Source organism: Micromonospora sp. CA-248212, assembly GCF_050948405.1.
In the GTDB taxonomy this organism is placed as follows: domain Bacteria; phylum Actinomycetota; class Actinomycetes; order Mycobacteriales; family Micromonosporaceae; genus Micromonospora.
On the sequence record NZ_CP192023.1, the window covers coordinates 6,946,760 to 6,969,602 of the forward strand.

20 protein-coding genes and 1 tRNA gene are annotated in these 22,843 nt (G+C 71.5%); 11 read left to right on the plus strand and 10 right to left on the minus strand.

The annotated features are described in order from the left end of the window. Positions 1-358: 358 nt before the first annotated feature. From ACQP03_RS32695 to ACQP03_RS32705, 3 genes are read left to right on the plus strand one after another with little or no spacing between them, the layout of a single operon-like run. Positions 359-874 (plus strand): Rv0361 family membrane protein, encoded by a 516-nt coding sequence (locus ACQP03_RS32695; protein ID WP_396832507.1) that lies wholly within the window; start codon positions 359-361, stop codon positions 872-874. Positions 875-900: 26 nt separating this feature from the next. Then, positions 901-1,878, plus strand: a complete 978-nt coding sequence (locus tag ACQP03_RS32700; RefSeq protein WP_357132855.1) for an ArsA-related P-loop ATPase — start codon at positions 901-903, stop codon at positions 1,876-1,878. A gap of 57 nt (positions 1,879-1,935) precedes the next feature. Then, positions 1,936-3,084 (plus strand): ArsA family ATPase, encoded by a 1,149-nt coding sequence (locus ACQP03_RS32705; protein WP_357132857.1) that lies wholly within the window; start codon positions 1,936-1,938, stop codon positions 3,082-3,084. A 6-nt stretch (positions 3,085-3,090) separates the two neighbouring features. Here ACQP03_RS32705 and ACQP03_RS32710 read toward each other — a convergent pair whose 3' ends face one another. Beyond that, complete coding sequence (locus ACQP03_RS32710) at positions 3,091-3,411, minus strand: WhiB family transcriptional regulator (RefSeq protein ID WP_355052537.1); 321 nt, start codon at positions 3,409-3,411, stop codon at positions 3,091-3,093. Between the two features lie 403 nt (positions 3,412-3,814). Here ACQP03_RS32710 and ACQP03_RS32715 point away from each other — a divergent pair, with 403 nt between their 5' ends. Then, positions 3,815-6,253, plus strand: coding sequence for a penicillin-binding protein (locus tag ACQP03_RS32715; protein ID WP_357132859.1), 2,439 nt, complete (start codon positions 3,815-3,817; stop codon positions 6,251-6,253). Between the two features lie 87 nt (positions 6,254-6,340). Here the strand turns inward: ACQP03_RS32715 and ACQP03_RS32720 are convergent, their stop codons facing one another. Further along, positions 6,341-6,796: a GatB/YqeY domain-containing protein gene (locus ACQP03_RS32720; protein WP_355052539.1), complete on the minus strand. Its 456-nt coding sequence runs from the start codon at positions 6,794-6,796 to the stop codon at positions 6,341-6,343. Between the two features lie 25 nt (positions 6,797-6,821). Between ACQP03_RS32720 and ACQP03_RS32725 the strand changes: the two genes are divergently transcribed. Continuing rightward, positions 6,822-7,715, plus strand: coding sequence for a metallophosphoesterase (locus ACQP03_RS32725; RefSeq protein WP_357132861.1), 894 nt, complete (start codon positions 6,822-6,824; stop codon positions 7,713-7,715). Positions 7,716-7,874: 159 nt separating this feature from the next. Next, a tRNA-Pro gene (locus tag ACQP03_RS32730) sits at positions 7,875-7,951 on the plus strand. A gap of 61 nt (positions 7,952-8,012) precedes the next feature. On the opposite strand, the gene ACQP03_RS32735 is transcribed toward ACQP03_RS32730, so the two are convergent. Both ACQP03_RS32735 and ACQP03_RS32740 read right to left on the minus strand, forming a co-directional pair. Continuing rightward, on the minus strand, positions 8,013-8,864 hold the full coding sequence (locus ACQP03_RS32735; RefSeq protein ID WP_357132863.1) for a hypothetical protein: 852 nt from the start codon (positions 8,862-8,864) through the stop codon (positions 8,013-8,015). A gap of 93 nt (positions 8,865-8,957) precedes the next feature. Beyond that, complete coding sequence (locus ACQP03_RS32740) at positions 8,958-9,431, minus strand: hypothetical protein (protein WP_357132865.1); 474 nt, start codon at positions 9,429-9,431, stop codon at positions 8,958-8,960. Positions 9,432-9,558: 127 nt separating this feature from the next. Here ACQP03_RS32740 and ACQP03_RS32745 point away from each other — a divergent pair, with 127 nt between their 5' ends. Beyond that, on the plus strand, positions 9,559-10,842 hold the full coding sequence (locus tag ACQP03_RS32745) for an MFS transporter (protein ID WP_357132867.1): 1,284 nt from the start codon (positions 9,559-9,561) through the stop codon (positions 10,840-10,842). A gap of 388 nt (positions 10,843-11,230) precedes the next feature. Here ACQP03_RS32745 and ACQP03_RS32750 read toward each other — a convergent pair whose 3' ends face one another. The 3 genes from ACQP03_RS32750 to ACQP03_RS32760 all read right to left on the minus strand — a co-directional run bounded on the left by ACQP03_RS32750 (position 11,231) and on the right by ACQP03_RS32760 (position 14,664). Further along, the gene (locus tag ACQP03_RS32750; protein ID WP_357132869.1) at positions 11,231-12,937 is read right to left on the minus strand and encodes a bifunctional metallophosphatase/5'-nucleotidase; all 1,707 of its coding nucleotides are present in this window, start codon (positions 12,935-12,937) and stop codon (positions 11,231-11,233) included. 283 nt (positions 12,938-13,220) lie between these two features. After that, on the minus strand, positions 13,221-13,874 hold the full coding sequence (locus ACQP03_RS32755; protein ID WP_357172679.1) for a histone deacetylase: 654 nt from the start codon (positions 13,872-13,874) through the stop codon (positions 13,221-13,223). A gap of 10 nt (positions 13,875-13,884) precedes the next feature. Then, positions 13,885-14,664, minus strand: a complete 780-nt coding sequence (locus ACQP03_RS32760; protein WP_357392902.1) for a phosphodiesterase — start codon at positions 14,662-14,664, stop codon at positions 13,885-13,887. Between the two features lie 163 nt (positions 14,665-14,827). On the opposite strand from ACQP03_RS32760, the gene ACQP03_RS32765 reads away from it, so the two are divergent. Beyond that, positions 14,828-16,237: a diguanylate cyclase gene (locus ACQP03_RS32765; RefSeq protein ID WP_396832488.1), complete on the plus strand. Its 1,410-nt coding sequence runs from the start codon at positions 14,828-14,830 to the stop codon at positions 16,235-16,237. 143 nt (positions 16,238-16,380) lie between these two features. Here the strand turns inward: ACQP03_RS32765 and ACQP03_RS32770 are convergent, their stop codons facing one another. Further along, positions 16,381-17,442, minus strand: coding sequence for an aspartate-semialdehyde dehydrogenase (locus tag ACQP03_RS32770; protein ID WP_357132877.1), 1,062 nt, complete (start codon positions 17,440-17,442; stop codon positions 16,381-16,383). 5 nt (positions 17,443-17,447) lie between these two features. After that, on the minus strand, positions 17,448-18,713 hold the full coding sequence (locus tag ACQP03_RS32775; RefSeq protein WP_357132879.1) for an aspartate kinase: 1,266 nt from the start codon (positions 18,711-18,713) through the stop codon (positions 17,448-17,450). Between the two features lie 268 nt (positions 18,714-18,981). On the opposite strand from ACQP03_RS32775, the gene ACQP03_RS32780 reads away from it, so the two are divergent. Continuing rightward, positions 18,982-19,767: a hypothetical protein gene (locus tag ACQP03_RS32780; RefSeq protein ID WP_357132881.1), complete on the plus strand. Its 786-nt coding sequence runs from the start codon at positions 18,982-18,984 to the stop codon at positions 19,765-19,767. Positions 19,768-19,851: 84 nt separating this feature from the next. Further along, on the plus strand, positions 19,852-20,382 hold the full coding sequence (locus tag ACQP03_RS32785) for a nitroreductase family protein (protein ID WP_357132883.1): 531 nt from the start codon (positions 19,852-19,854) through the stop codon (positions 20,380-20,382). A 46-nt stretch (positions 20,383-20,428) separates the two neighbouring features. Here the strand turns inward: ACQP03_RS32785 and ACQP03_RS32790 are convergent, their stop codons facing one another. Then, on the minus strand, positions 20,429-21,415 hold the full coding sequence (locus ACQP03_RS32790; protein WP_357132885.1) for an ArsR/SmtB family transcription factor: 987 nt from the start codon (positions 21,413-21,415) through the stop codon (positions 20,429-20,431). Between the two features lie 80 nt (positions 21,416-21,495). Between ACQP03_RS32790 and ACQP03_RS32795 the strand changes: the two genes are divergently transcribed. Next, positions 21,496-22,767 carry an MFS transporter gene (locus ACQP03_RS32795; protein WP_357132887.1) on the plus strand — a complete coding sequence of 424 codons (1,272 nt, stop codon included), beginning with the start codon at positions 21,496-21,498 and terminating at the stop codon, positions 22,765-22,767. The last annotated feature ends 76 nt before the right edge of the window (positions 22,768-22,843 follow it).

Consider the following 22,843-nt stretch of genomic DNA (forward strand, 5'->3'; position numbering starts at 1 on the left):
CCAGCCCGGCCCGTCGGCCCAGCCCGGCCAGCCCGCCGGGGCCAGCCCGCCGGCGTTCCCCGCTCAGAGCGCCGGGTCCGGCCCATCCGCCCCCGGCGGGCAGCTCGCCCTCCCCGGCCAGCCACTCTCCGGTCAGCCAGTCCCCGGTCAGCCCCTCTCCGGCCAGCCCGTCTCCGGCCAGCCACTCTCCGGCCAGCCACTCTCCGGCCAGCCACTCTCCGGCCAGCCCGTCTCCGGCCAGCCACTCTCGTCCGGTCAGCTCGGGGCAGGGGCGTTTCCCGCGCAGCCCGGAGCGTCGGCCGCGCCCGCCCCGCCCGGTGGCGTCCCGCAGAACGGGGGCCCGGCCGACACGTCGGCGCTGCCCGTCTCCCCGGGCGCGATTCCGCCGCCCCCGCCCGGCTACCCGCCGTACGCCGGTACCGCCGAGCCGAAGAAGAAGCGCGGTCTGCTGATCGCGGTCATCGCGCTGGCCGTGATCATGGTGCTCTGCGTCGGTGGTGGCGTCGTGACGTTCCTGACCCTGCGCAACGCCGAGTCCGGCGAGGGCGCGAAGGAGCCGGCGGTCGCCGTCGACGAGTTCCTCACCGCCGTCTACAAGGATCGGGACGCCGGCAAGGCCGCCGAGCACGTCTGCGCCGCCTCGCGCGACGACAAGAAGATCGCCGCCAAGGTGGCCGAGGTGGAGAAGTACGCCGCCACGTACCAGAACCCCCGATTCAAGTGGACCACCCCGAAGGTCGACAACCAGACCGGCGACCGGGCCACCGTCTCCACCCGGGTCACCATGACCACGGCCGACGAGAAGGTTGCCGACCAGGACCTGCGCTTCACCGTGGTGCAGAAGACGGGTTGGTGGGTCTGCGAGGTCGCGTGACCCGTCGCCCTGGATAGGCTCGACAGGTGCGTGCACCTGAGCGGCCGTCCGACCCGGCCGGTAGCGGATGGTCGGCCCGCCTCCACGTCGTGACCGGCAAGGGCGGCACCGGCAAGACCAGCGTGGCGGCGGCGCTGGCCCTGGCGCTGGCCGCCGGTGGCCGGCGCACCCTGCTGGTGGAGGTCGAGGGCCGACAGGGCATCGCCCAACTCTTCGGCCTCGACCCGATGCCGTACGAGGAGCGACACCTCGCCGACGCGCCGGACGGCGGTGAGGTGCGCGCGCTCGCGGTGGACGCCGAGGAGGCCCTGCTCGAATACCTCGACATGTTCTACAAGCTGGGCGCGGCGGGGCGGGCGCTGCGCAAGCTGGGGGCCATCGACTTCGCCACCACCATCGCCCCGGGCCTGCGGGACGTGCTGCTCACCGGCAAGGTGAAGGAGGCCACCACCCGTACCTCGGGGCAGCGGCGCGCGTACGACGCCGTGGTGCTGGACGCGCCGCCCACCGGTCGGATCGGTCGTTTCCTCAACGTGACGGCCGAGACGGCCCGGCTCGCCAAGGTCGGCCCGATCAAGACCCAGAGCGAGGGGGTCTCCGCCCTGCTGCGCTCCCCGATGACGGCCGTGCACGTGGTCACGCTCCTGGAGGAGATGCCGGTGCAGGAGACGGTCGACGCCATCGCCGACCTGACCTCCCTCGGCTTCGGCATCGGGAAGGTGATCGTCAACGGCGCCCGGCCCTCGTTGCCGGCCGGACCGGCGGTCACCGCGGCGGACCTGCGCCGGGGTCTGGTCGCCGCTGGACTGCCGGCCGATCAGGACATCGTGGCCGGATTGCACGACGAGGCACGGGACCAGCTCATCCGGCGCGAACTGGAGGATTCCCTCCGCGCCGACCTGGTGGAGCTGGGGCTGCCGATGGTCGAGCTGCCGTTGCTGCCGGACGGGGTGGACCGGACGGGCCTCGCGACCCTGGCCCAGGCCCTCGTCCACGCCGATTGACTCACACCTGAGCGCAGCACGGGCGCATGGACCGACGCGGCCCGATACGCTCGATTGGTGCCTTCCGAAGACGCGGCGCCGCAGCTGGACGTCGACCAGATCCTCGCCGACCCGGGCGTGCGGATCGTCGTGTGCTGCGGTGCCGGCGGGGTGGGAAAGACGACCACGGCCGCCGCGCTGGCGCTGCGGGCCGCCGAGCAGCACGGCCGCCGCACGGTGGTGCTCACCATCGACCCGGCCCGCCGGCTCGCCCAGTCGCTGGGCCTGACCGAGCTGGACAACACGCCCCGGCAGGTCAAGGGCATCGACGTCGAGGCCAGCGGCGGTGAGTTGCACGCCATGATGCTGGACATGAAGCGCACCTTCGACGACGTGGTCCTTGCGCACACCGACCCGACGAAGGCCGCGGAGATCTTCGCGAACCCGTTCTACCAGGCCATGAGCTCGACGTTCGCCGGCACCCAGGAATACATGGCGATGGAGAAGCTGGGCCAGTTGCACGCGCGCGGCGAGTGGGACCTGATCGTGGTGGACACCCCGCCGTCCCGCTCGGCGCTGGACTTCCTGGACGCGCCGGCCCGACTCTCCCGCTTCCTCGACGGTCGGATGCTGCGCCTGCTGCTGGCACCGGCGCGCAGCGGCGGGCGGAGCATGTTCAGCCTGGTCACGGCGTCGTTCGGGATGTTCTCGAAGGTGGTGCAGAAGGTCCTCGGCGCGCAGCTGCTCACCGACCTGTCCGGCTTCGTGGCCGCACTCGACTCGATGTTCGGGGGCTTCCGGCAGCGGGCCGAGCAGACGTACCGGATCCTCCAGGCGGGGGAGACGGCCTTCCTGCTGGTCGCGACGCCGGAGCCGGACGCGGTCCGGGAGGCCGCCTACTTCGCGGGCCGCCTGCGCGAGGAGAAGATGCCGCTCGCCGGCCTGGTGCTCAACCGGGTGCACCGCCCGGTGGTTCCGAAGCTGGACGCCGAGCGGAGTCGCGCCGCCGCGGAGCGGTTGGCGGAGCTGGGTGGACACGAGGGCACCGCCGACGTGCTGCGGGCGCACGCGGCGCTGGCGCGTCAGGCGGTACGCGAGCAGCAGGTCGCCGCGCGGTTCACCGAGGCGTTCCCGGCGGTGCCGGCGGTGTCGGTGACGGCGCAGCCCGCCGACGTGCACGACGTCGACGGGCTACGGACGATCGGCGCGGCGATCAGCCGGTCGTGAGCGGCGTCAGGTTGCCGCGGTGACCAGGATCTTGTCCTTGCCGGCCTGGTCCTTGCTGTTCTTCTTCATCGCTGCCTCGAACATCTTGCGCCAGCTCGTCACCTGCGGGTGACGACGCAGCAACGCTCGGCGTTCCCGTTCGGTCATACCGCCCCACACACCGAACTCGATCCGGTTGTCCAGCGCGTCGGCCAGGCACTCGTACCGAACTGGGCAGCTTCGGCAGATCCGCTTGGCCACGTTCTGTTCGGCGCCCTGTACGAACAACGCGTCCGGGTCCCCGTTCTGACACGCCGCCAGCGACGGCCAGTCAGTGATCATGCCCATGTGTACTCGTCCCCCCTTGCAGTACCTACCGACCTCGTTGCACGGCAGCCGGCAATTTCCCCCCGATCGCCCGGCTCACCTTCCCCAAGGCGGCGCGGACGACATGTGGCGCTGTCGCCGCCATCATCATGCTCTGTAGTCGACTGATTACGCAACGTTGTCGGCGAAATCCATCATTCCGGACACTCCCGGCTTCCCGGGCTCTCGACCGCCGGTTACCCCGCCGAGGTCCACGAAAACGCTGCGCCGCCTTCACCAAACGGAGGAGACTCACGCCGATCACACGCAACCTCGTACCGGGGGTCATGCGTTTAGCACAACGAGGGCAGCGCGCGCAGGAAATGGGGAAAGACGCCCAGGCGCCCCTCGTTCCCTACTCGCGTACCATGCCGAGGTGACCTGGATGCGGAAACGTGACCACAATGTGCTGACCAACGCCGCATCGCTGGCCATCTGCGGCCTGTTGGCCGGCGTGGTGGTCGCTGCGGCGGCCTTCCCCGCGGTGGCGATGTCCGGACTGGCCGCGAAGGCCGGCGCTGAGACATTCGGCAACCTGCCAACGGAGCTGACGGTGGCCCGCGCGCCACAGATCAGCTATCTGTTGGCCTCGGACGGCAAGACACCGCTTGCGACGATGTATGACGAGAACCGCCGCGACGTGAAGCACGCCGACATCTCGCCGTACATGATCAAGGCCATCATCGCGGCCGAGGACCACGACTTCTACAAGCACAACGGCGTCGACATCAACGGTGTCGCCCGCGCGTTCGTCAACAACCAGAACGAGAGCGCCGGCCGCCAGGGCGCCTCGACGCTGACCATGCAGTACGTCCGGCTGGCGATCGCCTACTCGGCCACCCACCCGGCCGACGTGGTGGCGGCGACCGAGGACACCAGCGCCCGCAAGCTCCGCGAGATGCGCCTCGCCCTGCAGGTCGACAAGGAGTTCTCCAAGGACGAGATCCTGACCCGCTACCTCAACCTCGCCTCGTTCGGCAATGGCGCGTACGGCATCTACGCGGCCAGCCAGGTCTACTTCGGCAAGCCGCCGAGCAAGCTGAAGATCGAGGAAGCGGCGCTGCTGGCCGGCATGGTCAAGGCCCCGACGACGAACGACCCGACCACCAAGAGCGGTTACCCGCTGGCGCTGGACCGTCGTAACTACGTCATCCAGAACATGGTCGACACCAAGGCCATCACCCAGCAGGAGGCCGACGCCGCCAAGGCGGTCAAGCTGAAGGTCCAGGACAAGCGCACCCCGAACGGCTGCGTCGCCACCAACGTCAACAGCTGGGGCTTCTTCTGCGACTACTTCTACCGCTGGTGGATGCAGCAGCCGACGTTCGGCTCGACGCCGTACGACCGTGAGCGCCGGCTCAAGAGCGGCGGCTACACCGTCGTGACGTCGATCGACGTGCAGGCGCAGAAGGGCGCGGACAAGGCGGTCCGCAAGTCCAAGAGCGAGAACAGCAAGGAAGCCGCCATGGTCGCCGTGGTCGAGCCGGGCACCGGCCGGGTGCGGGCGCTCGCGGTCAACCGGCAGTTCAAGCTGGACGACCCGAAGCACCCGAAGAACAAGATCTCCAGCGATCCGGCGAAGAGCAAGCGGGGCATCAAGGGCAACTACCCGGCGACGGTCAACCCGCTGCTCACCGGCGGTGACGGCATCGCCGGCTACCAGGCCGGCTCGACGTTCAAGATCTTCACGATCGTGGCGGCCCTGGAGAAGGGCGTCCCGCTCAGCTACTCGATGAACGCGCCGCAGCAGTTCAAGTCGGAATACATCATCGACAGCAGCAGCGAAGCGGCCTGCCCCGGCACCCACTTCTACTGCCCGACCAACTCCGGCAAAAAGGCCGGTGGCGTGCAGAACATGTGGACCGCGTTCGCCCAGTCGGTCAACACGTACTTCGTGCCGCTGCAGCAGCAGGTCGGCGCGGAGAACGTGGTCGACGTCGCCAAGCGGGCCGGCATCCAGTTCCGGGCCAGCAACGACGCCAAGTTCGCCGCCACCAAGGACGCGGCCCACCAGTGGGGCGCATTCACCCTGGGCGTCTCCTCCACCACGCCGCTGGACCTGGCCAACGCGTACGCGACCCTCGCGGCGGACGGCAAGTACTGCGAGCCGATCCCGGTGCAGGAGATCCGCGACCCGGAGGGCAAGAAGCTGGACATCGCCAACCCGCGCTGTGAGAAGCGGTTCAGCACCGAGGTGGCCCGCGCCGCCGTCGACGCCGCCCGCTGCCCGGTCGGCGACAACTCCAAGACCAGCAAGTGCGGCAGCAGCCGTACGGCCGCCGCGGTGAAGGGCATCGTCGACGCGCCGGTGGCCGGCAAGTCCGGCACCACCGACTCGGAGAAGACGGCCGCGCTGGTCGCGATGACCAAGCAGTACGCGGTGGCCGGCATCATGGCCGACCCGGACTGGCCGCAGACGAACGTCAAGATGAAGCACTCCGAGAAGGACGGCATCAACCCGCCGGTGTACGAGACGCTGCGGGACGCCATGAAGGGCAAGCCGCGCATCAACTTCGAACCCCCGGGCCAGAAGATCTCCGAGGGTGACCAGCGCAGCATCCCCGACGTGAAGTGCCAGCCGGTCGACACCGCGAAGTCCCGGATCAAGGGCGCCGGCTTCGAGCCGGTCGTGTCCGAAACGAAGGTGGCGTCGTCCTGCCCGGCGGGCACCGCCGCCGGCACCAGTCCGGACGGGCGCACCATCAAGGGCGGCGTGGTCACCATCCAGATCAGCACCGGCGCCGGCGGCACTCCGCCGGACAGCAACAAGCCCGGGCAGCCCGGCAACCCGCCCGGCCGCCCCGGTAACCGTCCGGGCGGCTGAGGCCCGGCGACACCTGCGAACGGGCGGGCACCCTCTCTCGGGGGTGCCCGCCCGTTGCGTTGGGTCGAACCGGAGCCGCGTGGCGGATCAGAGGCCGAGCTGTCGCCGTACCTCGGCGGCCACCCGACCCCCCTCGGCCTGGCCGGCCACCGCGGCCTGGGCCGCCTTCATGGCCGGGCCCATCTGGGCCTTCCCGGTGAAGCCGCCCGCGGCGAGCGCCCCCGCGACCAGGTCGGTCAGCTCGGCATCCGAGAGCTGCTTGGGCAGGTAGCGGTCCAGCACCTCGCCCTCGGCGGTCTCCTTGGCGGCCTGCTCGGTGCGGCCCGCGTCGGCGAAGGCGGTGGCCGCCTCCCGGCGCTTCTTGGCCTCCTTGGTCAACACCGCGAGCACCTCGTCGTCGGTGAGCTCGCGCTTGGCCTTGCCGGCCACCTCGGCGGTGCCGACGGCGGCCAGGGCCATCCGCAGCGTGGAGGTCGTCAGCTCGTCGCGCGCCTTGAGCGCGGAACGCATGTCGGCGGTGAGGCGGTCCTTCAGCGTGCTCATGGACGGTCAAACTACCCTGAACGCCATGCGAAAGCGCACACTATTCCGCCTCGCCGCCGGAACCGCAGCGGTTGGAGCGACCACCCTCGCGTACGCGTCGCTCGTCGAGCGCAACCTGTTCACCCTGCGGCGGTACGACGTGCCGATGCTCCCGGCCGACGCGGAGCCGCTGCGCGTGCTGCACCTGTCGGATCTGCACATGATGCCCAACCAGGCCCGCAAACAGCGCTGGGTGGCGTCGCTGGCCGCCCTGGACCCCGACCTGGTGGTGGTGACCGGCGACAACATGGCGCACCCCGGGGCGGTGCCGGGCGTGCTGCGGGCGCTACAACCGCTGCTGGACTATCCGGGGGCGTTCGTGTTCGGCTCCAACGACTACACCGGTCCGGTGCTGAAGAACCCCTTCAGCTACTTCCTGCCCGAGCGGGAGTACACCGAGGGCGTCGAGTTGCCCTACGAGGAGCTACGCCAGGTCTTCACCGGCGCCGGCTGGGCAGACCTGAACAACGCCCGGACGAGCCTCAAGGCCGGCGGTCGCGAGCTGGACCTCGTCGGCGTCGACGACCCGCACATCGACCGGGACGACTACCCGGCCGTGTCGGGTCGGGTGGCGTCCTCCGCCGATCTGTCCATCGCCGTGACGCACTCCCCCGAGCCGCGGGTGCTCGACCAGATGGCCGCCGACGGCTTCGGCCTCCTGTTGGCCGGGCACACCCACGGCGGGCAGGTCTGCGTCCCGGGGTACGGGGCGCTGGTCACCAACTGCGGCCTGCCCCGCTCGATGGCGCGCGGTCTGCACCGATGGCCGGGCTCGGACTCGTGGCTGCACGTCTCCGCCGGCCTCGGCACCCACCCGACGGCCCCGGTCCGCTTCGCCTGCCCACCGGAGGCGAGCATCCTGACCCTGATCCCCCGCTAGGCTTGATCGACTCGACTTCCCGCAAACCGGCCCATCCGCCCGGACCGGACACCGCGCTTTCAAAGAAGGCGTGTCGATCACCCTCGTGACCGGGCTGGGGCGGCGGGGGTACCGAGTTTGACCATCGGAGCGGGTGGGCTACTATTTGTCGGCACGCCTCGGGGTGTGGCGCAGCTTGGTAGCGCGCTTCGTTCGGGACGAAGAGGTCGTCGGTTCGAATCCGGCCACCCCGACCAGAGGTAAGAGGGCACATCCGATCGATCGGATGTGCCCTCTGCGTATGTCGTCAGGCCGCGACTATCGACGTATCAACGCCTCGATACCCCGCAGTCGTTCGGCCAGTTCCGCTGCCGCCGACTGCGCGGACGCCAATGGCGGACCGAGTTGGGCGAGCTTTTGCACGTCCCGCAGCACCCGGGACTTCTGAATCGGCCGGTCCCGCGTCAGTTCCCGGACAAGGCGGTGCAGGAAGGCCATGTCGAGGTCGCCCAATGTGAGTTGGTCGAAGGCGGCGGCCGTCCGATCGACCAGTTCGTGTGTCTCGGTCAACATCTGGTCGGCCAGCCCTGGCCTCCGCGCGGCCGGCAGAGCGGTCAGGGCGGTCCCGGCCGTCGCCCAAGCGTCCCGCAGGCCGGACACGGTTGCCGGCAGGTGCCCGAGGACCACCGAGTAGAGCGGCCACGTGGCGGCGAGCAGTTGCAACTGCCCGGCCAGCGCCGTCGCGTGATCGGGCACGAGCGGCAGCATCTGAGCCCCGAGGATCACGTGTTGGAGATTGACGTCGTGCATGCCCTGCACGGCAGGGCCCGCCGCCGGTGCGGTGGCGGTGAGCGCCTCGGCGTACCCACGGGCCTCCCGTACGGCCTCGATCAGCTCCTCGCTGGCCAACCACTCCTGCCGGTACGACTCCTCACCGGCGACCAACTGTTGGATCACGACCAGCGCGATCGGCAACCCGAGTGCGGCGGTCGCCAGCGACGAGGCGACGTTCGTCAGGAACGGCCGGTCGGACCAGAAGCCCTCCCGATCCCCGAGCCATCCCGCGGCCAGCACCACCACGCCGACAGCCCAGGACACGAGCGCGAGCAACCGGACCGTTGGGCTGGCCGCCCGCCACGAGATCGGAGATCGGTTCTGTCGAGGTCGCACGCCCACCCCTGACGGAAACTGTGGTCGTCAGACGGCCGGAGCGTACGGCCAGCACCGTGACCGACAGCACCCCGAGTCGGGAGACGGACACCGTCAGTCGTGTCGCTCAGTGCGCTCGATCTCGCTGAACGCGGCGGCCAGGTAGTCGGCCAGCGGCGCACCCGTCACCGCCAACAGATCGGCCACGAGCAGCGGAGCATGCCGCGCCAGGGCGGACGCGCCGGGAGGCGAGTCGTCGCCCTCGGGGTCGTACACCCCCAACGCGCCAGCCAACAGTACGAGCACCACGTGCGGGTCCACATCCGAACGCCAGCGCGCCGCGTCCTGCACGCAGCGTGCCAGAACCTGGCGGATGTCGTCGCCGTCCAAGCCGTCCGGGTGGCTCTCCTCCAGCAGGAGCCGGACCACCGTGCCGAGCACCAGCCCGGACCGCTCGTCGGCCGCCAGGTCGTCCACCGTCTCGTCGTACGCCTGGTCGTCGCGGGCCTGGGCGGCGGCGACGGCTGCCGTGGCGGTCACCGCGATGGCGCGGGCGGACGCGGGCAGGTGTCGCCAGGTGCCGGTCATCGGGCCAGCATCGCAGACCGGGCCGACACCGGCGGACGTCGTGGCATTGGTCACGCCGCGCCGGGGCAGCGCGACGTTGGTCCAAAACGGTTCGCGTGCGTCACACCCACCGAACAGAATGCCGGACATGTTGCGCCGCGCCCTGCCTCGCCGTCCAGAAGCCCGCCGTATGCTCCTCGGCACCCTGCTGTCGGCGATCGGGCGTGGCCTGACCCTGCCGTTCCTGTTCATCTACCTGACCGACGTGCGGGGGCTCACCGACACCCGCGCCGGACTGGTGATCGGCTGGTACGGCGTCGTCACCCTGGCGCTGTCACCGCTGGGCGGGACGCTGATCGACCGGATCGGGGCGCGCCGGGTGGTGGTGCCGTGCCTGGTGATCGAGGCGATCGGCACCGGTTCGCTGGCGCTGGTCCACTCGACCGGCTCGGCGCTGCTCGTGATGACGGTGATCGCCATCGGCAGCTCGGCGATCTGGTCCGGCGGGAACACGATCCTCGCGTCGCTCACCGACGACGGCGAACGGCAACGCGTCTTCGGGCTGAACTTCGCGCTGCTCAACCTCGGCATCGGCATCGGCGGGATGACCTCCGGGGCGATCGTCGACACGGCGCGACCCGACACCTTCCAGACGATCTATCTGCTGGACGCGGTCAGCTATCTGATGCCGGCCCTGATCCTGCTGACCCTGCCGGGCGTCGGCCACCGACTCGGTCAACGCTCGACCGACGCCGGGCCGTCGAGCGGGGGCTACCTGACGGTGCTGCGGGACCGCCCGTTCCGCCGGCTCGTGATCTTCGGCCTGGTCCTCACCACCTGCGGGTACGCCCAGGTCGAGGTCGGATTCGCCGCGTACGCCATACGGGTCGCCGAGGTGAACCCCCGCGTCGTCGCCTGGGCGCTCGCGGGCAACACGGTGACGATCGTGCTCGCCCAACTGCTGGTCATCCGCCGGATCGAGGGCCGCAGCCGCACCGGCGCGCTCGCCGTGGTCGGGGCGGTGTTCGCCGCCGCCTGGCTGGTCCTCGGTGTCGCCGGCGTCGTCAGCACCGGCAACGCCCTGGTGGCCGCCCTGTGCGTGGTGGCCTGTTCGGCGATCTTCGGTTTCGGCGAGACGCTGCTGTCGCCGGTGATGCCGGCGCTCACCAACGCCCTGGCAACTGACGAACTGCGCGGCAGGTACAACGCCATGAGTTCGATGATCTTCGGCATCAGCGGGGTGATCGGTCCGGTGACCGCCGGCCCGCTCATCGGCGCGGCGAACGGCATGGTCTGGGTGGCGGTCGTCGTCGGCGGCTGCCTGGCCGCTTCACTCATCGCGCTCTCGCTACGCCGGCTGCTCACCGTCGAGCAGGACGGCCGCGTGACGATCGTTCCGCCCACGCCCATCCCGGCACCCGCCTCCGCCTGACCCGCACCCGTGGGCGCCCCGGGCCTCCTCGCCCGGCGGGCCGCGCCGCTCGCCTCCGCAAGCACCCCCCGACCCGGCGAGCAACCCGGAGTCCCCGCGCCCGGTGAGACCCCTTCGGCCGCCCCCGCAGCTTCACCGATGCTGCTGCCTCCGCCGCGTCGGAGACGGCAACATCCCCGATAGTGCGCGGATCTTGGTCGCACTCCGCGCTTGATCGTGCTCGATCCTGGATGTAGTGGCATCCCGGCACTCGCAGGCCACTACCTCCATGATCGAGCGTGATCTTGCGGCACAGGCAGCGCGGGGCCGCACAGGCAGCGCGGGGCCGCCGGGGACGGGTCGGGCCCCGGAGCGTCCGCTCCGGGGCCCGATGTCGCGGGGTCGGCCGTCAGGCGGCGGGGACCTCGGCGGTGGTGCGGATTCGGTCGAGCGCCGGGGCGGAGACCGGCGACTGCGCGGTCAGGTACGCCACCAGCGCGTCCAGGTCAATCAGGCCGGTGACCTGGTTGGTGCCGCCGGTGAGGGCGCTGAAGCCGTCGCCGCCGCCGGCCAGGAAGTTGTTCACCGTCACCCGGTAGGTGGCGGCCGGGTCGACGGCGGTGCCGCCGATGGTGAGGCTGCCCCGGACCACACGGGTGCCGGCGCACGGGTCGGCCGCGGTGCCGGTGGCGCCGGCCGGGTCGACCACGTAGCCGACGGTCGACGACGGGTACAGCGTCCGACCGGTGACGAACTGCTGCTCCAGTACGCAGTAGAGCTGCGCCCCGGTCAGGTCGAGGGTCACCAGGTTGTTGGCGAACGGCTGCACCGTGAACGCCTCCTCGTAGGTGACCGGCCCGGCGTTGAGGTCGGCCCGGACACCACCGGGGTTCATGAAGGCGGCCACCGCGTTCTGTTCGTCGTCGGTGGCGGCGAGCTGCGCGTCGGCGACCAGGTTACCCAGCGGGGATTCGCCCAGGGTCGTACCGAAGAGGGTTTCCTGGGTCTTGGTGATGGCTTCGGTGGTCTCGCCGACCTGGCGGTCCGCGACCGGGCCGAGCACGGTCTTGTAGCGGTCGATCAGGGCGGTCTGCTTCGGGTCCTTGGCGACGTCCCGGGTGACGACCACGTTGTTCGCGGCGGCGGAGATCACGTCACCGCTGCGCCGGTCGATCTTGAGGTCGATGTCGGTGACGAGGCGGCCGAAGGAGCTGGCGCTGGTGACCAGCTTGCCGTTGATGTTGCAGTTGTACGCCTGGTGGGTGTGACCGCTGACCACCACGTCGATCGACGGATCCATCCGGTTGGCGATGTCCACGATGGGCCCGGTCATGCCGACGCAGTCGTTGATGCCACCGGTCGCCGCCTGGGCGCCCCCCTCGTGCAGGAGCACGACGATGGTCTGAACGCCCTTACGGCGCAGCTCACGGGCGTACCGGTTGGCGGTCTCCGCCTCGTCGGCGAAGGTGAGGCCGGCGACGCCCTGCTGGCTGACGATCTGCGGGGTGCCCTCCAGGGTCATCCCGATGAAGCCGACCTTGACGCCCTGCACCTTGTGGATCGCGTACGGCGCCATGAGCGGCTTGCCGGTGGCGGTCTTGAAGGCGTTGGCGGAGAGGTACGTGAAGCCGGCACCCCGGTACGGCGTGCCGTCGGCGCAGCCGTCCACCGGGTGGCAGCCACCGTTCTGGATACGCAGCAGCTCGGCGGCGCCCTCGTCGAACTCGTGGTTGCCGACGCTGGCGTAGTCCAGACCGGCCATGCTCAGCGCCTCGATGGTCGGCTCGTCGTGGAACGCGGCGGAGAGCAGCGGCGACGCGCCGATCAGGTCGCCGGCGGCGACGGTGATGGTGTTCTTCTTCTTCGCGGCGGCGCGCAGGTCGGCCAGGTGGGTCGCGAGGTATTCGACGCCGCCCGCGGTCTGTCCGGCGATGGTGCCGCTGGAGCCGCTCGGGGGTTCGAGGTTGCCGTGGAAGTCGTTGAGGGCCAGCAGGGTGACGTCGACCGGCTTCGGTCGCGCGTCGGCCTGCTCGGGGGTGGTGGCGACCGCGCCGAGCGCTGCCACCGCGAGCGCGGTCAGGCCGACAGCGGCCCGACGCATCCCGGGTACGGACATGGAACTCCTCGTGAGAATCGACGCGTGCGGTACCCGGCCGGTGGGTCGACCGGGCCGCCGACCGACACCGTCGGAGAGGGTCGGTCACGGTTGGGAATCGCCTCCCGCCCGGACAGCCTCTCATCCGGACGCCGGCCGGTCGAGTCGAGCGACGGATCGCGACCGACGCGTCGGGCTGAGCGTGAGAGCTGCGGAAATGCCCATCGTCGGACCAGGCCCACGTGTCGAACAATCGATGACCGGTGGCGGAACAACGTCGGTCGAAGGTCCAGAGGGGACGGGATCAGCCGACCGCGGTGAGCGCTTCGGCGACCACTGTGGCGACCGCCTCGGGCCGCCAGCCGTCGACGACCCCGGGTCGCCGCGCCAGGTAGTCGACGATCCGCTCAGCCGGCCAACCGTGTGACTCGTGCAGCCCTTGGGCGATCATCCGCAGGTAGGCGGGTGCCGGTGGCCGGTGCGGCACGGCGGACGCCGGTTCGGGCGCGGTGAAGGTGAGCATCGGGATGCCGGCACGCCGACCGGGGCAGACGAGGGTTTCGTAGCGCCCCGGACCGAGCGTCGCCTGGCCGTGGGCGACGGCCGCGTCGATGGCCGCGCCGGTCGCCGGGAGCAGGTCGGCGGTGTCGCCCGGCGGGCGGTACATCTCCTGCGCGGCGATGTCGGTGAACTGGTCGATGGTCACCAGGTAGGCCCGCGCGGCAGCCTCGCCCGGCAGCCGCGGGTCGTAGAACGCCATGCCGCCGGTCCACGCGCCGGACTCACCGGCGAAGTAGATCCCGCCGGGCATCCAGACCGGCGCCGACCGGCTCGGAGGACGGGTGTCGCGGCAACCCGGGTACGTCCGTCGGCCGCCGGGTGGACAGCCGCCGCCGATGTACCAGGCCAGCCTGGCGGCGTGCATGTTCGACCCGTACGCGACGTACCAGACGGGCATGGCGGCGACCTCAGAAGCCGCAGGTCTGCCCGGCCGAGTGGCTGACCTGGACGGTGTGCGTCACGCAGCCGTCCGGCTCGATCCGGTGCAGCAGGAAGGCGCTCGGCTCGGCGACCCAGCCGATCACCTCGTCCGTGGCCATGGTGAGGGTGCTCTGCTTCCAGGTGCTGGGCGCCACGGTGAGCACGATGCCCGCGTACCCGGTGGTGACCGTGCGGTGCAGGTGCCCGGCGGCGACCCGCACGACGTGCCGGTGCCGGCCGATCACCTCGGCCAGCGCGGGCCCGTCGGCGAGCCGGATGGCGTCGGCCGCGGGGATGCCGACCGCGACCGGCGGGTGGTGCAGGCAGAGGATGGCGGGCACCTCCGGACGGCCCGCGAGGACCCCGTCGAGCCAGCCGAGCTGCTCCTCGCCGAGCTGGCCGGCGTCGCTGCCGGGGACGAGCGAGTCGAGCACCACGATGGTCACCGCCTCGTGGTCGACGTGGTAGTACGCGGAGAACCCGTTCCCGAGCCAGGGCGTGCCGCCGAACGCGTCGAGCAGCGACTCGCGGTCGTCGTGGTTGCCGGTGGTCAGGTAGATCGGCAGTGGGAACCGCCCGATCAACTCCCGCAGCGCCGCGTACTCGTCGGGTCGGCCGTGGTCGGCCAGGTCGCCGGTGATGACCACGCAGTCCGGTCGCGGGTTCAGGGCGAGCACGCGGCCGAGCGCCCGGTGCAGCCCGGCGGCGGGCTCGGCGGCGAGCAGACCGGTGGTCAGGTGCGGGTCGCTGATGTGCGCGATGAGCATCGGCTCGCCTCCAGGACGTCGGGACCCCCACGCTATCGCCCGGCACCTTACCCACAGGCCCGTCCACAGCCTGTGGATAGCACATGTGTACGAAGCCGGAAGCCCTTCCGGAAAACGTGAGTACGCTTGCTCCAGCCCCTCCCCTACCTGGAACGACGTGCGAGTGGATCATCAGCGAGTCATCCGTGACGTCAGCGTCCGCCTGTCGATGGCGTCCAGCGCGCCGGAAGCCTGTCGGTGGACGGTCAGCGCACTGTCCCACCACACCCCGGCCACCATCTCGGTGCTGCTCGAGGCCCACGACCGGCTGCGGTGCGTGGCGGCGACCGGCGCGTGGCAGGTCTTCGCGACCGTACCGGCGCGCACCGGGATCGTCGGCCGGGTGTACGCCACCGGCACCGCCGCCGCGGTCCCGGACGTCACCGTCGACCCGGACTACCTACCGGTACGCCCCGACGTCACGACCGAGCTGTGCGTTCCGGTACGCGACCCGGGCGGCCGGGTGATCGGCGTACTGGACCTGCAGTGGAGTGACCCGGTCGACCTGCGGCCCTGGCGGGAGACCGCGCAGCGGCTGGCGGCCCGGCTCGGCGCGCGGATCGCCACGCTGGGCGGCCCGCCGTCCGAGAGCCGCAGCGAGAAGCTGCTCCGGCACGCCGCAGCGCTGTCCGCCGCCCCCACCGAGGCGGCCGTGATCAGCGCGGCGACCGAGGCCGCCCGGGAGGTGTCCACCCTCTCCACCGCGGTGCTGGTGATCGGCGGCCAGCTCGGCCCGTCCCCGGCGACCCCGGGTGAACTGGAGACCCGGATCCGTGCCGAGCTGGCCGGCGCGGGCCCGGCCGCCCTGGACCGGATCGTCGAACGGGCACACCGCTACGGCGCCGGATACACGCTGGGCGAGGCCGGGCATCCCCCGACCGAGGACTATCGACCGCTGACCCGGGCGGGGGTACGCACGCTTGTCGCCGTGCCGGTCGGGCCGGCGGACGCCGACGGAGTGCTGCTGGTCGCCGACGGCCGCGCCCTGCACCCGGACCCCACCACGGTCAGCCTCATGGAGCTGCTCGCCGGGCAGGCCTGGACCAGCCTGGACCGCCTGCGTACGCTCGTCCGACTGCGGGAGCAGGCCAGCTCCGACCCGCTCACCGGGCTGCGGCACACCGGCCCGTTCGGGCAACGGATCGCGGCGGCCACCCCGGGGCGTACGGCCCTGCTGGCGATCGACGTGGACGGCTTCAAGACGGTCAACGACACGTACGGGCACCAGGCCGGCGACCAGGTGCTGGTCGGGTTGGCGCGGGCGCTGGAGGGCGCGCTGCGGCACGGCGACGAGCTGTACCGGATCGGCGGTGACGAGTTCGTCGCGGTGATCGAGGTGAGTCGCCCGGAGGAGGCGGTCCGGATCGCCGAGCGGTTGGCCGAGGCGGCCCGCCGTACCGGCCGCACGATCAGTGTGGGCGTCGCGCTCCCCCGCCCCGGCGAAACCCCCGACCGCACCCTGAAAAGAGCCGACCAGGCCCTCTACGCGGTGAAACGCCAAGGCCGAGACGGAGTCCACCTAGCGGCGGCCTAACCCCCACCCCCAGGCCCCGCTGGAGTGCGTCGATCTTGCACTCTCGGTTGCCGTTCTGTCACCTTCACGCCTTATGCGGCGACAGAAAGTGCAAGATCGACGCGGCGGGGAGCGCGGGGCCGGGGCAGCGCGGAGCGCGGGGGTTAGGGGGTGCGGAGTTCTTTGGCTAGGAGTTCGGCTATCTGGGCGGTGTTGAGGGCTGCGCCCTTGCGGAGGTTGTCGCCGGTGACGAAGAAGTCGAGGGCGCGGGGGTCGTCCAGGGCACGGCGGATCCGGCCGACCCAGCTCGGGTCGGTGCCGACCGCGTCGATCGGCATCGGGAACTCGCCCGCTGCGGGGTCGTCGACCACGATCACGCCGGGCGCGTTGCGCAGCGCCTCGCGGGCACCCTCGGCGTCGACCTCGGTGGCGAAGACGGCGTGTACGGCCACCGAGTGGGCGGTGACCACCGGCACCCGGACGCAGGTGGAGCTGACCTTGAGATCGGGCAGGCCGAGGATCTTCCGCGACTCGTTGCGGATCTTCATCTCCTCCGAGGACCAGCCGCCGTCGGCCGACGAGCCCGCCCAGGGCACCACGTTGAGCGCCAGCGGCGCCGGGAACGGGCCGAGGTCGTCGCCGACCGCCTGGCGGACGTCGCCGGTGCGTGAGCCGAGCGCCCGATCGCCGGCGACCTTGGCGAGCTGGTCGTGCAGGATGTCCACACCGGCCTGGCCGGCCCCGGAGACCGCCTGGTAGGAGGCGAGCACCAGCTCCCGCAGGCCGTACTCGCGGTGCAGCGGCGCGATCGCGATGATCATCGCGAGGGTGGTGCAGTTGGCGTTGGCGATGATGCCCCGGGGCCGGTTGCGGACCTGTTCGGGGTTGATCTCCGGGACGACCAGCGGGACGTCCCGGTCCATCCGGAACGCGCCGGAGTTGTCCACCGCGATCGCGCCTCGCTCGACCGCGATCGGGGCCCATTCGGCGGAGACCTCGTCGGGCACGTCGAACATCGCCACGTGGACCCCGTCGAACGCCTCCGGGGTCAGCGCCTGGACGACCATCTCCTCGCCCCGGCAGCGCACCCGCTTGCCGACCGACCGCTCGGAGGCGAGGAGTCGGATCTCGCCCCAGACGTTGCGACGCCCGGTGAGCAGCTCGCACATCACGGTGCCGACGGCACCTGTCGCTCCGACCACGGCGAGGGTGGGCAGCGCCGTCATCGGCGCTACCTACCCGTCCCGGCGTAGACCACGGCTTCGGTGTCGCCACCCAGCTCGAACTGGTCGTGGATGGCGCGGACGGCGGCGTCGAGGTCGGTGTCCCGGCAGACCACGGAGACCCGGATCTCGGAAGTGGAGATCATCTCGATGTTGACCCCGGCGGCGCCGAGCGCGGCGAAGAAACCGGCGGCCACGCCGGGGTGCGAGCGCATGCCGGCGCCGATCAGCGAGACCTTGCCGACGTGGTCGTCGTAGAGCAGGCCCTTGAACTTGACCGGCTCCTGGATCTTGCTGAGGGCGGCCATCGCGGTCGGACCGTCGGCCTTGGGCAGGGTGAACGAGATGTCCGTACGGCCGGTGCCCTCGGTGGAGACGTTCTGCACGATCATGTCGATGTTGATCTCGGCGTCGGCGACGGTGTCGAAGATCCGCGCGGCGGCACCCGGCTCGTCGGGTACGCCGACGATCGTGATCTTGGCCTCGCTGCGGTCGTGCGCGACCCCGGTGATCAGTGCCTGCTCCACGGAAAGGTCCTCCATCGATCCGGTGACCATCGTGCCGGTGTTGGTCGAGTATGACGAACGGACGTGGATCGGCAACCCCGCCCGGCGGGCGTATTCCACGCTACGCAGGTGCAGCACCTTCGCGCCGCACGCGGCCAGCTCCAACATCTCCTCGTAGGTGATGTCCCGGATGTGCCGGGCGTTGGGCACGATCCGCGGGTCGGCGGTGAAGACGCCGTCCACGTCGGTGTAGATCTCGCAGACGTCGGCGTGCAGGGCGGCGGCGAGCGCCACGGCGGTGGTGTCCGAACCGCCCCGGCCCAGCGTGGTGACGTCCTTGGTGTCTTGCGAGACGCCCTGGAAGCCGGCCACGATGACCACCGAGCCCTCGTCGAGCGCGCCCTTGAGCCGCCCCGGCGTGACGTCGATGATCCGGGCGCGGCCGTGCACCGAGGTGGTGATCACGCCGGCCTGCGAGCCGGTGAACGAGCGGGCCTCGTACCCCAGGTTGTGGATGGCCATGGCCAGCAGGGCCATGGAGATCCGCTCCCCGGCGGTGAGCAGCATGTCCAGCTCGCGGCCCGGCGGCAGCGGGCTGACCTGGTTGGCCAGGTCGAGCAGCTCGTCGGTGGTGTCCCCCATCGCGGAGACCACCACCACGACGTCGTCGCCGGCCTTGCGGGCGGCGACGATGCGCTCCGCCACCCGCTTGATCCGCTCGGCGTTGGCGACGGAGGACCCGCCGTACTTCTGCACCACGAGTGCCACGACGGTGCACTCCCTCCCAGCGACCCTGAGCGTGCCGACGCCGCCGGAACCGGGGCCGGCGGCGCGTGTCAGACCCCCTGAGCGTATCCGGCGGGTCACGGCGGCGGGTCGGGTGATCCCACCATCCGGCCCGCGCGGCCGTCCGGCCGACGCGCTTGGCCAGGTCCGCAAGAGGCCAGGGGTACGCGGACAAACTGCTCCGACACGCCGGGAGGCGGCCACTGTGCGCCGTTGCCCGCAGGTGCCCCGCACCCACCAGAATGGGCCGGTGCCCGTCCTCCTCCGCCCGGCCGGCCGCGTGCTCGGACCGCTCGTGCTCGCTCTGCCGGTAGCCCTGGTCGCCTGCGACAGCGCCCAGCCCCCGCCTCCACCGCCGGCCGATCCCGGCCCGGTCCAGGTGGAGGGCACCCGTGACGAGTTGGCCGCCCTGGCCGCCGCCGCCCAGGATCGCCACCTGGTGGCGCGGTACGTGTTCAGCCGGAGTGGTCAGCCCGACCGCACCATCGTGTTCACCAGCGCGAACGACGGCAGTTGGCGGGTCGACGTGCCGGGTGGGGCGCTCGGCGGCACCGCCGACGTCTCGCTCGCCGCCACCTCCGACGGGCTGTTCCAGTGCGCCCTGCCCTCGACGGGCCACCCGGAGCCGGCGCGCTGCGTACGCCTCGGCGACCGCGACGACGCCATCCCACGCCGGTTGGATCCCCGGATCCAGCATCCGCTCACCGACTGGTTGGACGTGTTGACGGACCGACGCGCGCCGCTCGCGGTGGCCGCTGCCACCACGCCGAACGGCCTGACCGGTGCCTGCTACTCGGTCGACTCCACCTCGGCCTCGCTGAACGCGCCGCTGGACGTCGGCATCTACTGCTACGACCCGGACGGCACGCCGACCGGTGCCCGGACCGATGCCGGAACGCTGCGACTGGCCGCCCCGCCGGGCGCGGCACCCGCCACCGTGCAGTTGGCGGGGCCGGTCGTCGACGCGGAACCGTTGGACACCGCGGCCCCGCCGACTCCCGATCCGTCAGTCAGCCCGAGCGCGGGAACGTCCTGATCTTCGTACCGTTACGGGTGCTCTTGCCCACATCTCCGCAGCCCACTTTCCGCCGCTAAACGCCCATACGGGACGATTGCCGGCATGGCTGACCTGACCCCTCTCCTCGCCTTCCGCTGGAGCCCCAGGGCCTTCGACCCGAGCGCCACCCTGACGCCGCAGGAGGCGGCATCGCTGCTGGAGGCCGCGCGGTGGGCACCGTCGACGGACAACGGGCAGCCCTGGCGGTTCGCCCTCGGGCACCGGGACGACGACAACTTCAAGCGCATCCTGATCAACCTCCCGGACGGCGACCAGTGCTGGGCCCGGCACGCCGCGACCCTGGTCGTCGGCGCGCACACCGGCGGCGACACCGAGCGGGCCGCGTACGACCTCGGTCAGGCGATCGCCCACCTGACTCTGCAGGCCACCGCCCTGGGCCTGCACGTACGCCAGCTCACCCGGTTCGACCGGGCCGGCCTCGCCACCGAACTCGACCTGCCCGGCGGCATCCGACCGCTGGTGGTCGCCGCCGTCGGGCGACTCGGCGACCCGTTCGCCCTGCCGGCGGAGCTGCGCGCCAGCGAGACCGGCCTGCGGCACCGCCGCCCGGTCGTCGATCTGTTGCTCGCCTAGCGCTGTTCCCGGAGGGCGGCCGAGCCGAGGCGGGCCGACCCTGACGTCAGCCGCCCCGACTGGCGCGGAGCAGCACCGCAGCCGCGTCGGTGTTGCGGTAGAGGACGTGCCGACCCTGTCGAGCGCGGTCGACCAGGCCGGCGGCGTGCAGCGCGGTCAGGTGCGCCGAGACGTTCCCGGCGGACATCCCGGTACGTCGGGCCAGGTCGGTGGTGGTGGACGCGGTGTCGAGCAGGTACAGCAGCGCGGCCCGGCCGGAGCCGACCACCCGGGCCAACGGGTCGCCGGGCGGCGGCGCGGCCGTCTCCCAGAGCGTCCCGACCGCCCGGACCGGATACGCGGCCGCCGGCAGCGAGTCCTCCAGCAGGTTCCACAGCACCCGCCGCTCGGAGAACACCGTCGGGTTCAGCGCCAACCCCCGGTCCCGCAGGTCGAAGTCGCGCTCGAACGGGTCGTCGCTGACCACCCGGTCGCCGAGCCAACGCAGGCTCGGGTGGAGCTGCTCGAAGAACCGACCGGCGCCGCTCTCGGCGAGCTGGGCGGCGCGGTACGCCACGTCGGCGTCGAGCAGCGCCCGCATCCGCGACCAGTCCGGGGCGATCGCCTCGTCGTACCAGACCCGCATCGCGTCGACGAGCTGCGGCAACAGCCCGCGGGGGTCGGCGAGCAGCGCCTGCCCGAACGAGCTCAGCGGTCGTCGCCCGATGGTCGACAGCAGGTCCTGGACGACCACGGCCGGCGGCGTCGCGGCGATCTGGTCGAGCTGGTCGGCCACCTCCACGTTCGGCCGGGCGGCCGGGGTGATGAAGTCGGGCAACGGGCAACCGCGCCAGGTCAGCTCCGTCAGGGGTCGGACCCGGGCGGCGACCTCGGGACGACGCAGGGTCACCCGAGCACGGTCGATCCAGGGCAGGTGCACCGCATAGCGGACCGGGCTGGCCAGCGCCCACATGCTCATGACCGTCTCGTTGGCCGGCGACACGGCGAGCCGCACGCCCGCCACGTCGGCCAGACTGAACCGCAGCTCGGACACACGCCCTCCCCCGGGAGCAGGATTCGGTTCAGCCTAAAAGGCTCGACCGCCGTTGTGGGCACCCGGTTCACTTCCCGCCCATGGGGGCCAGAGAGAGCATTCGTACCGCCGTCGTGAACGTCGTACCGCCGGCCGGGTTGACCCGCGCGTTGGCCGTGCAGGCCATGGTCTACGCCGTCGGCAGCGGCCTGTTCCACGCCGGCAGCGCCGTCTTCTTCACCCGCGCGCTGGGGCTCAGCGCCGCCCAGGTCGGCCTGGGCCTGTCCATCTCGGCGGGGGTGTCGCTACTCGGCACGGTGCCGCTGGGCGGGCTCACCGACCGGTTCGGGCCGCAGCGGGTCTGGGTGGTCGGGCTGGTGCTGGACGCGGCGCTCTTCGCGTCGTACCCGTTCGTGGGCGGCTTCGCGAGCTTTCTCGCCGTGGTGGTGGCGCTGGCAATGGTGGACGCGTCGACCGGCGTGGCCCGCCAGGTCTACTCAATCAACGCGCTCCCGCCGGCCGAACGGGTCACCGCGATGGCGTACCAGCGGTCGTCGTTGAACGTGGGTTTCGGGCTGGGCGCGGTGATCAGCGGCCTGGTGCTGGCGGTGGACACGATCGAGGCGTACCGGGGGATGGTCTGGTTCATCTCGGCGGTCTTCCTGGTCACGGCCCTGTTCGTGCGGCGACTGCCCAAGCTGCCGCCGGTGGCCCGCCCGACCGAGCCGATGGGTCGGCTGGCGGTGCTGCGGGACCGGCCGTTCATGGCGGTGTCCCTGCTGTCCGGGCTGCTCACCGCGCACGGGGTGCTCTATCTGACCGTGCTGCCGCTCTGGATCCTCACCCACACCGACGCCCCGAAGACGGTGATCGCCGCCCTGGTTCTGCTCAACACGCTCCTGATCGTGCTGCTCCAGGTACGCGTCAGCCGGGGCGCCGACACCGCTGGCGGCGCGGCGCGGGCCTCCCGTCGTGGGGGTCTGCTGATCGCCGTCTCCTGCCTGGTCCTGCCGATCTCCGGGATCACCCGGGGGCTGCTCACCGTCGTGGTGCTGGTGGCCGCCGCGATCCTGCTGATCCTGGCCGAGCTGATCCAGTCGGCGGGCGCCTGGGGGTTCACCGCCACCCTGCCGCCAACCGACCAACGCGGCGCGTACGTGGGGGCGCTGCGGCTCGGCGAGCAGGTGCAGTACCTGATCGCCCCGGCCGGGTTGACCGCGCTCGCGGTCAGCACCGGCGGGTGGGGTTGGTTACCGACGGCAGCGATCTTCGTGCTGCTCGCAGTGGCGATCGTGCCCGCCGTGACCTGGACCGAACGGACGCCCAGGCTGGGTTCCCAGGCCCCGGAGCCGACCATGACATCGATCCCATAGTCCGGACCAGCCTTTGCACCCCCCGTTCCATCACGTAGGGTGACCTGGTCATGTGGCGGGCGCTTCTTCTTCTTAG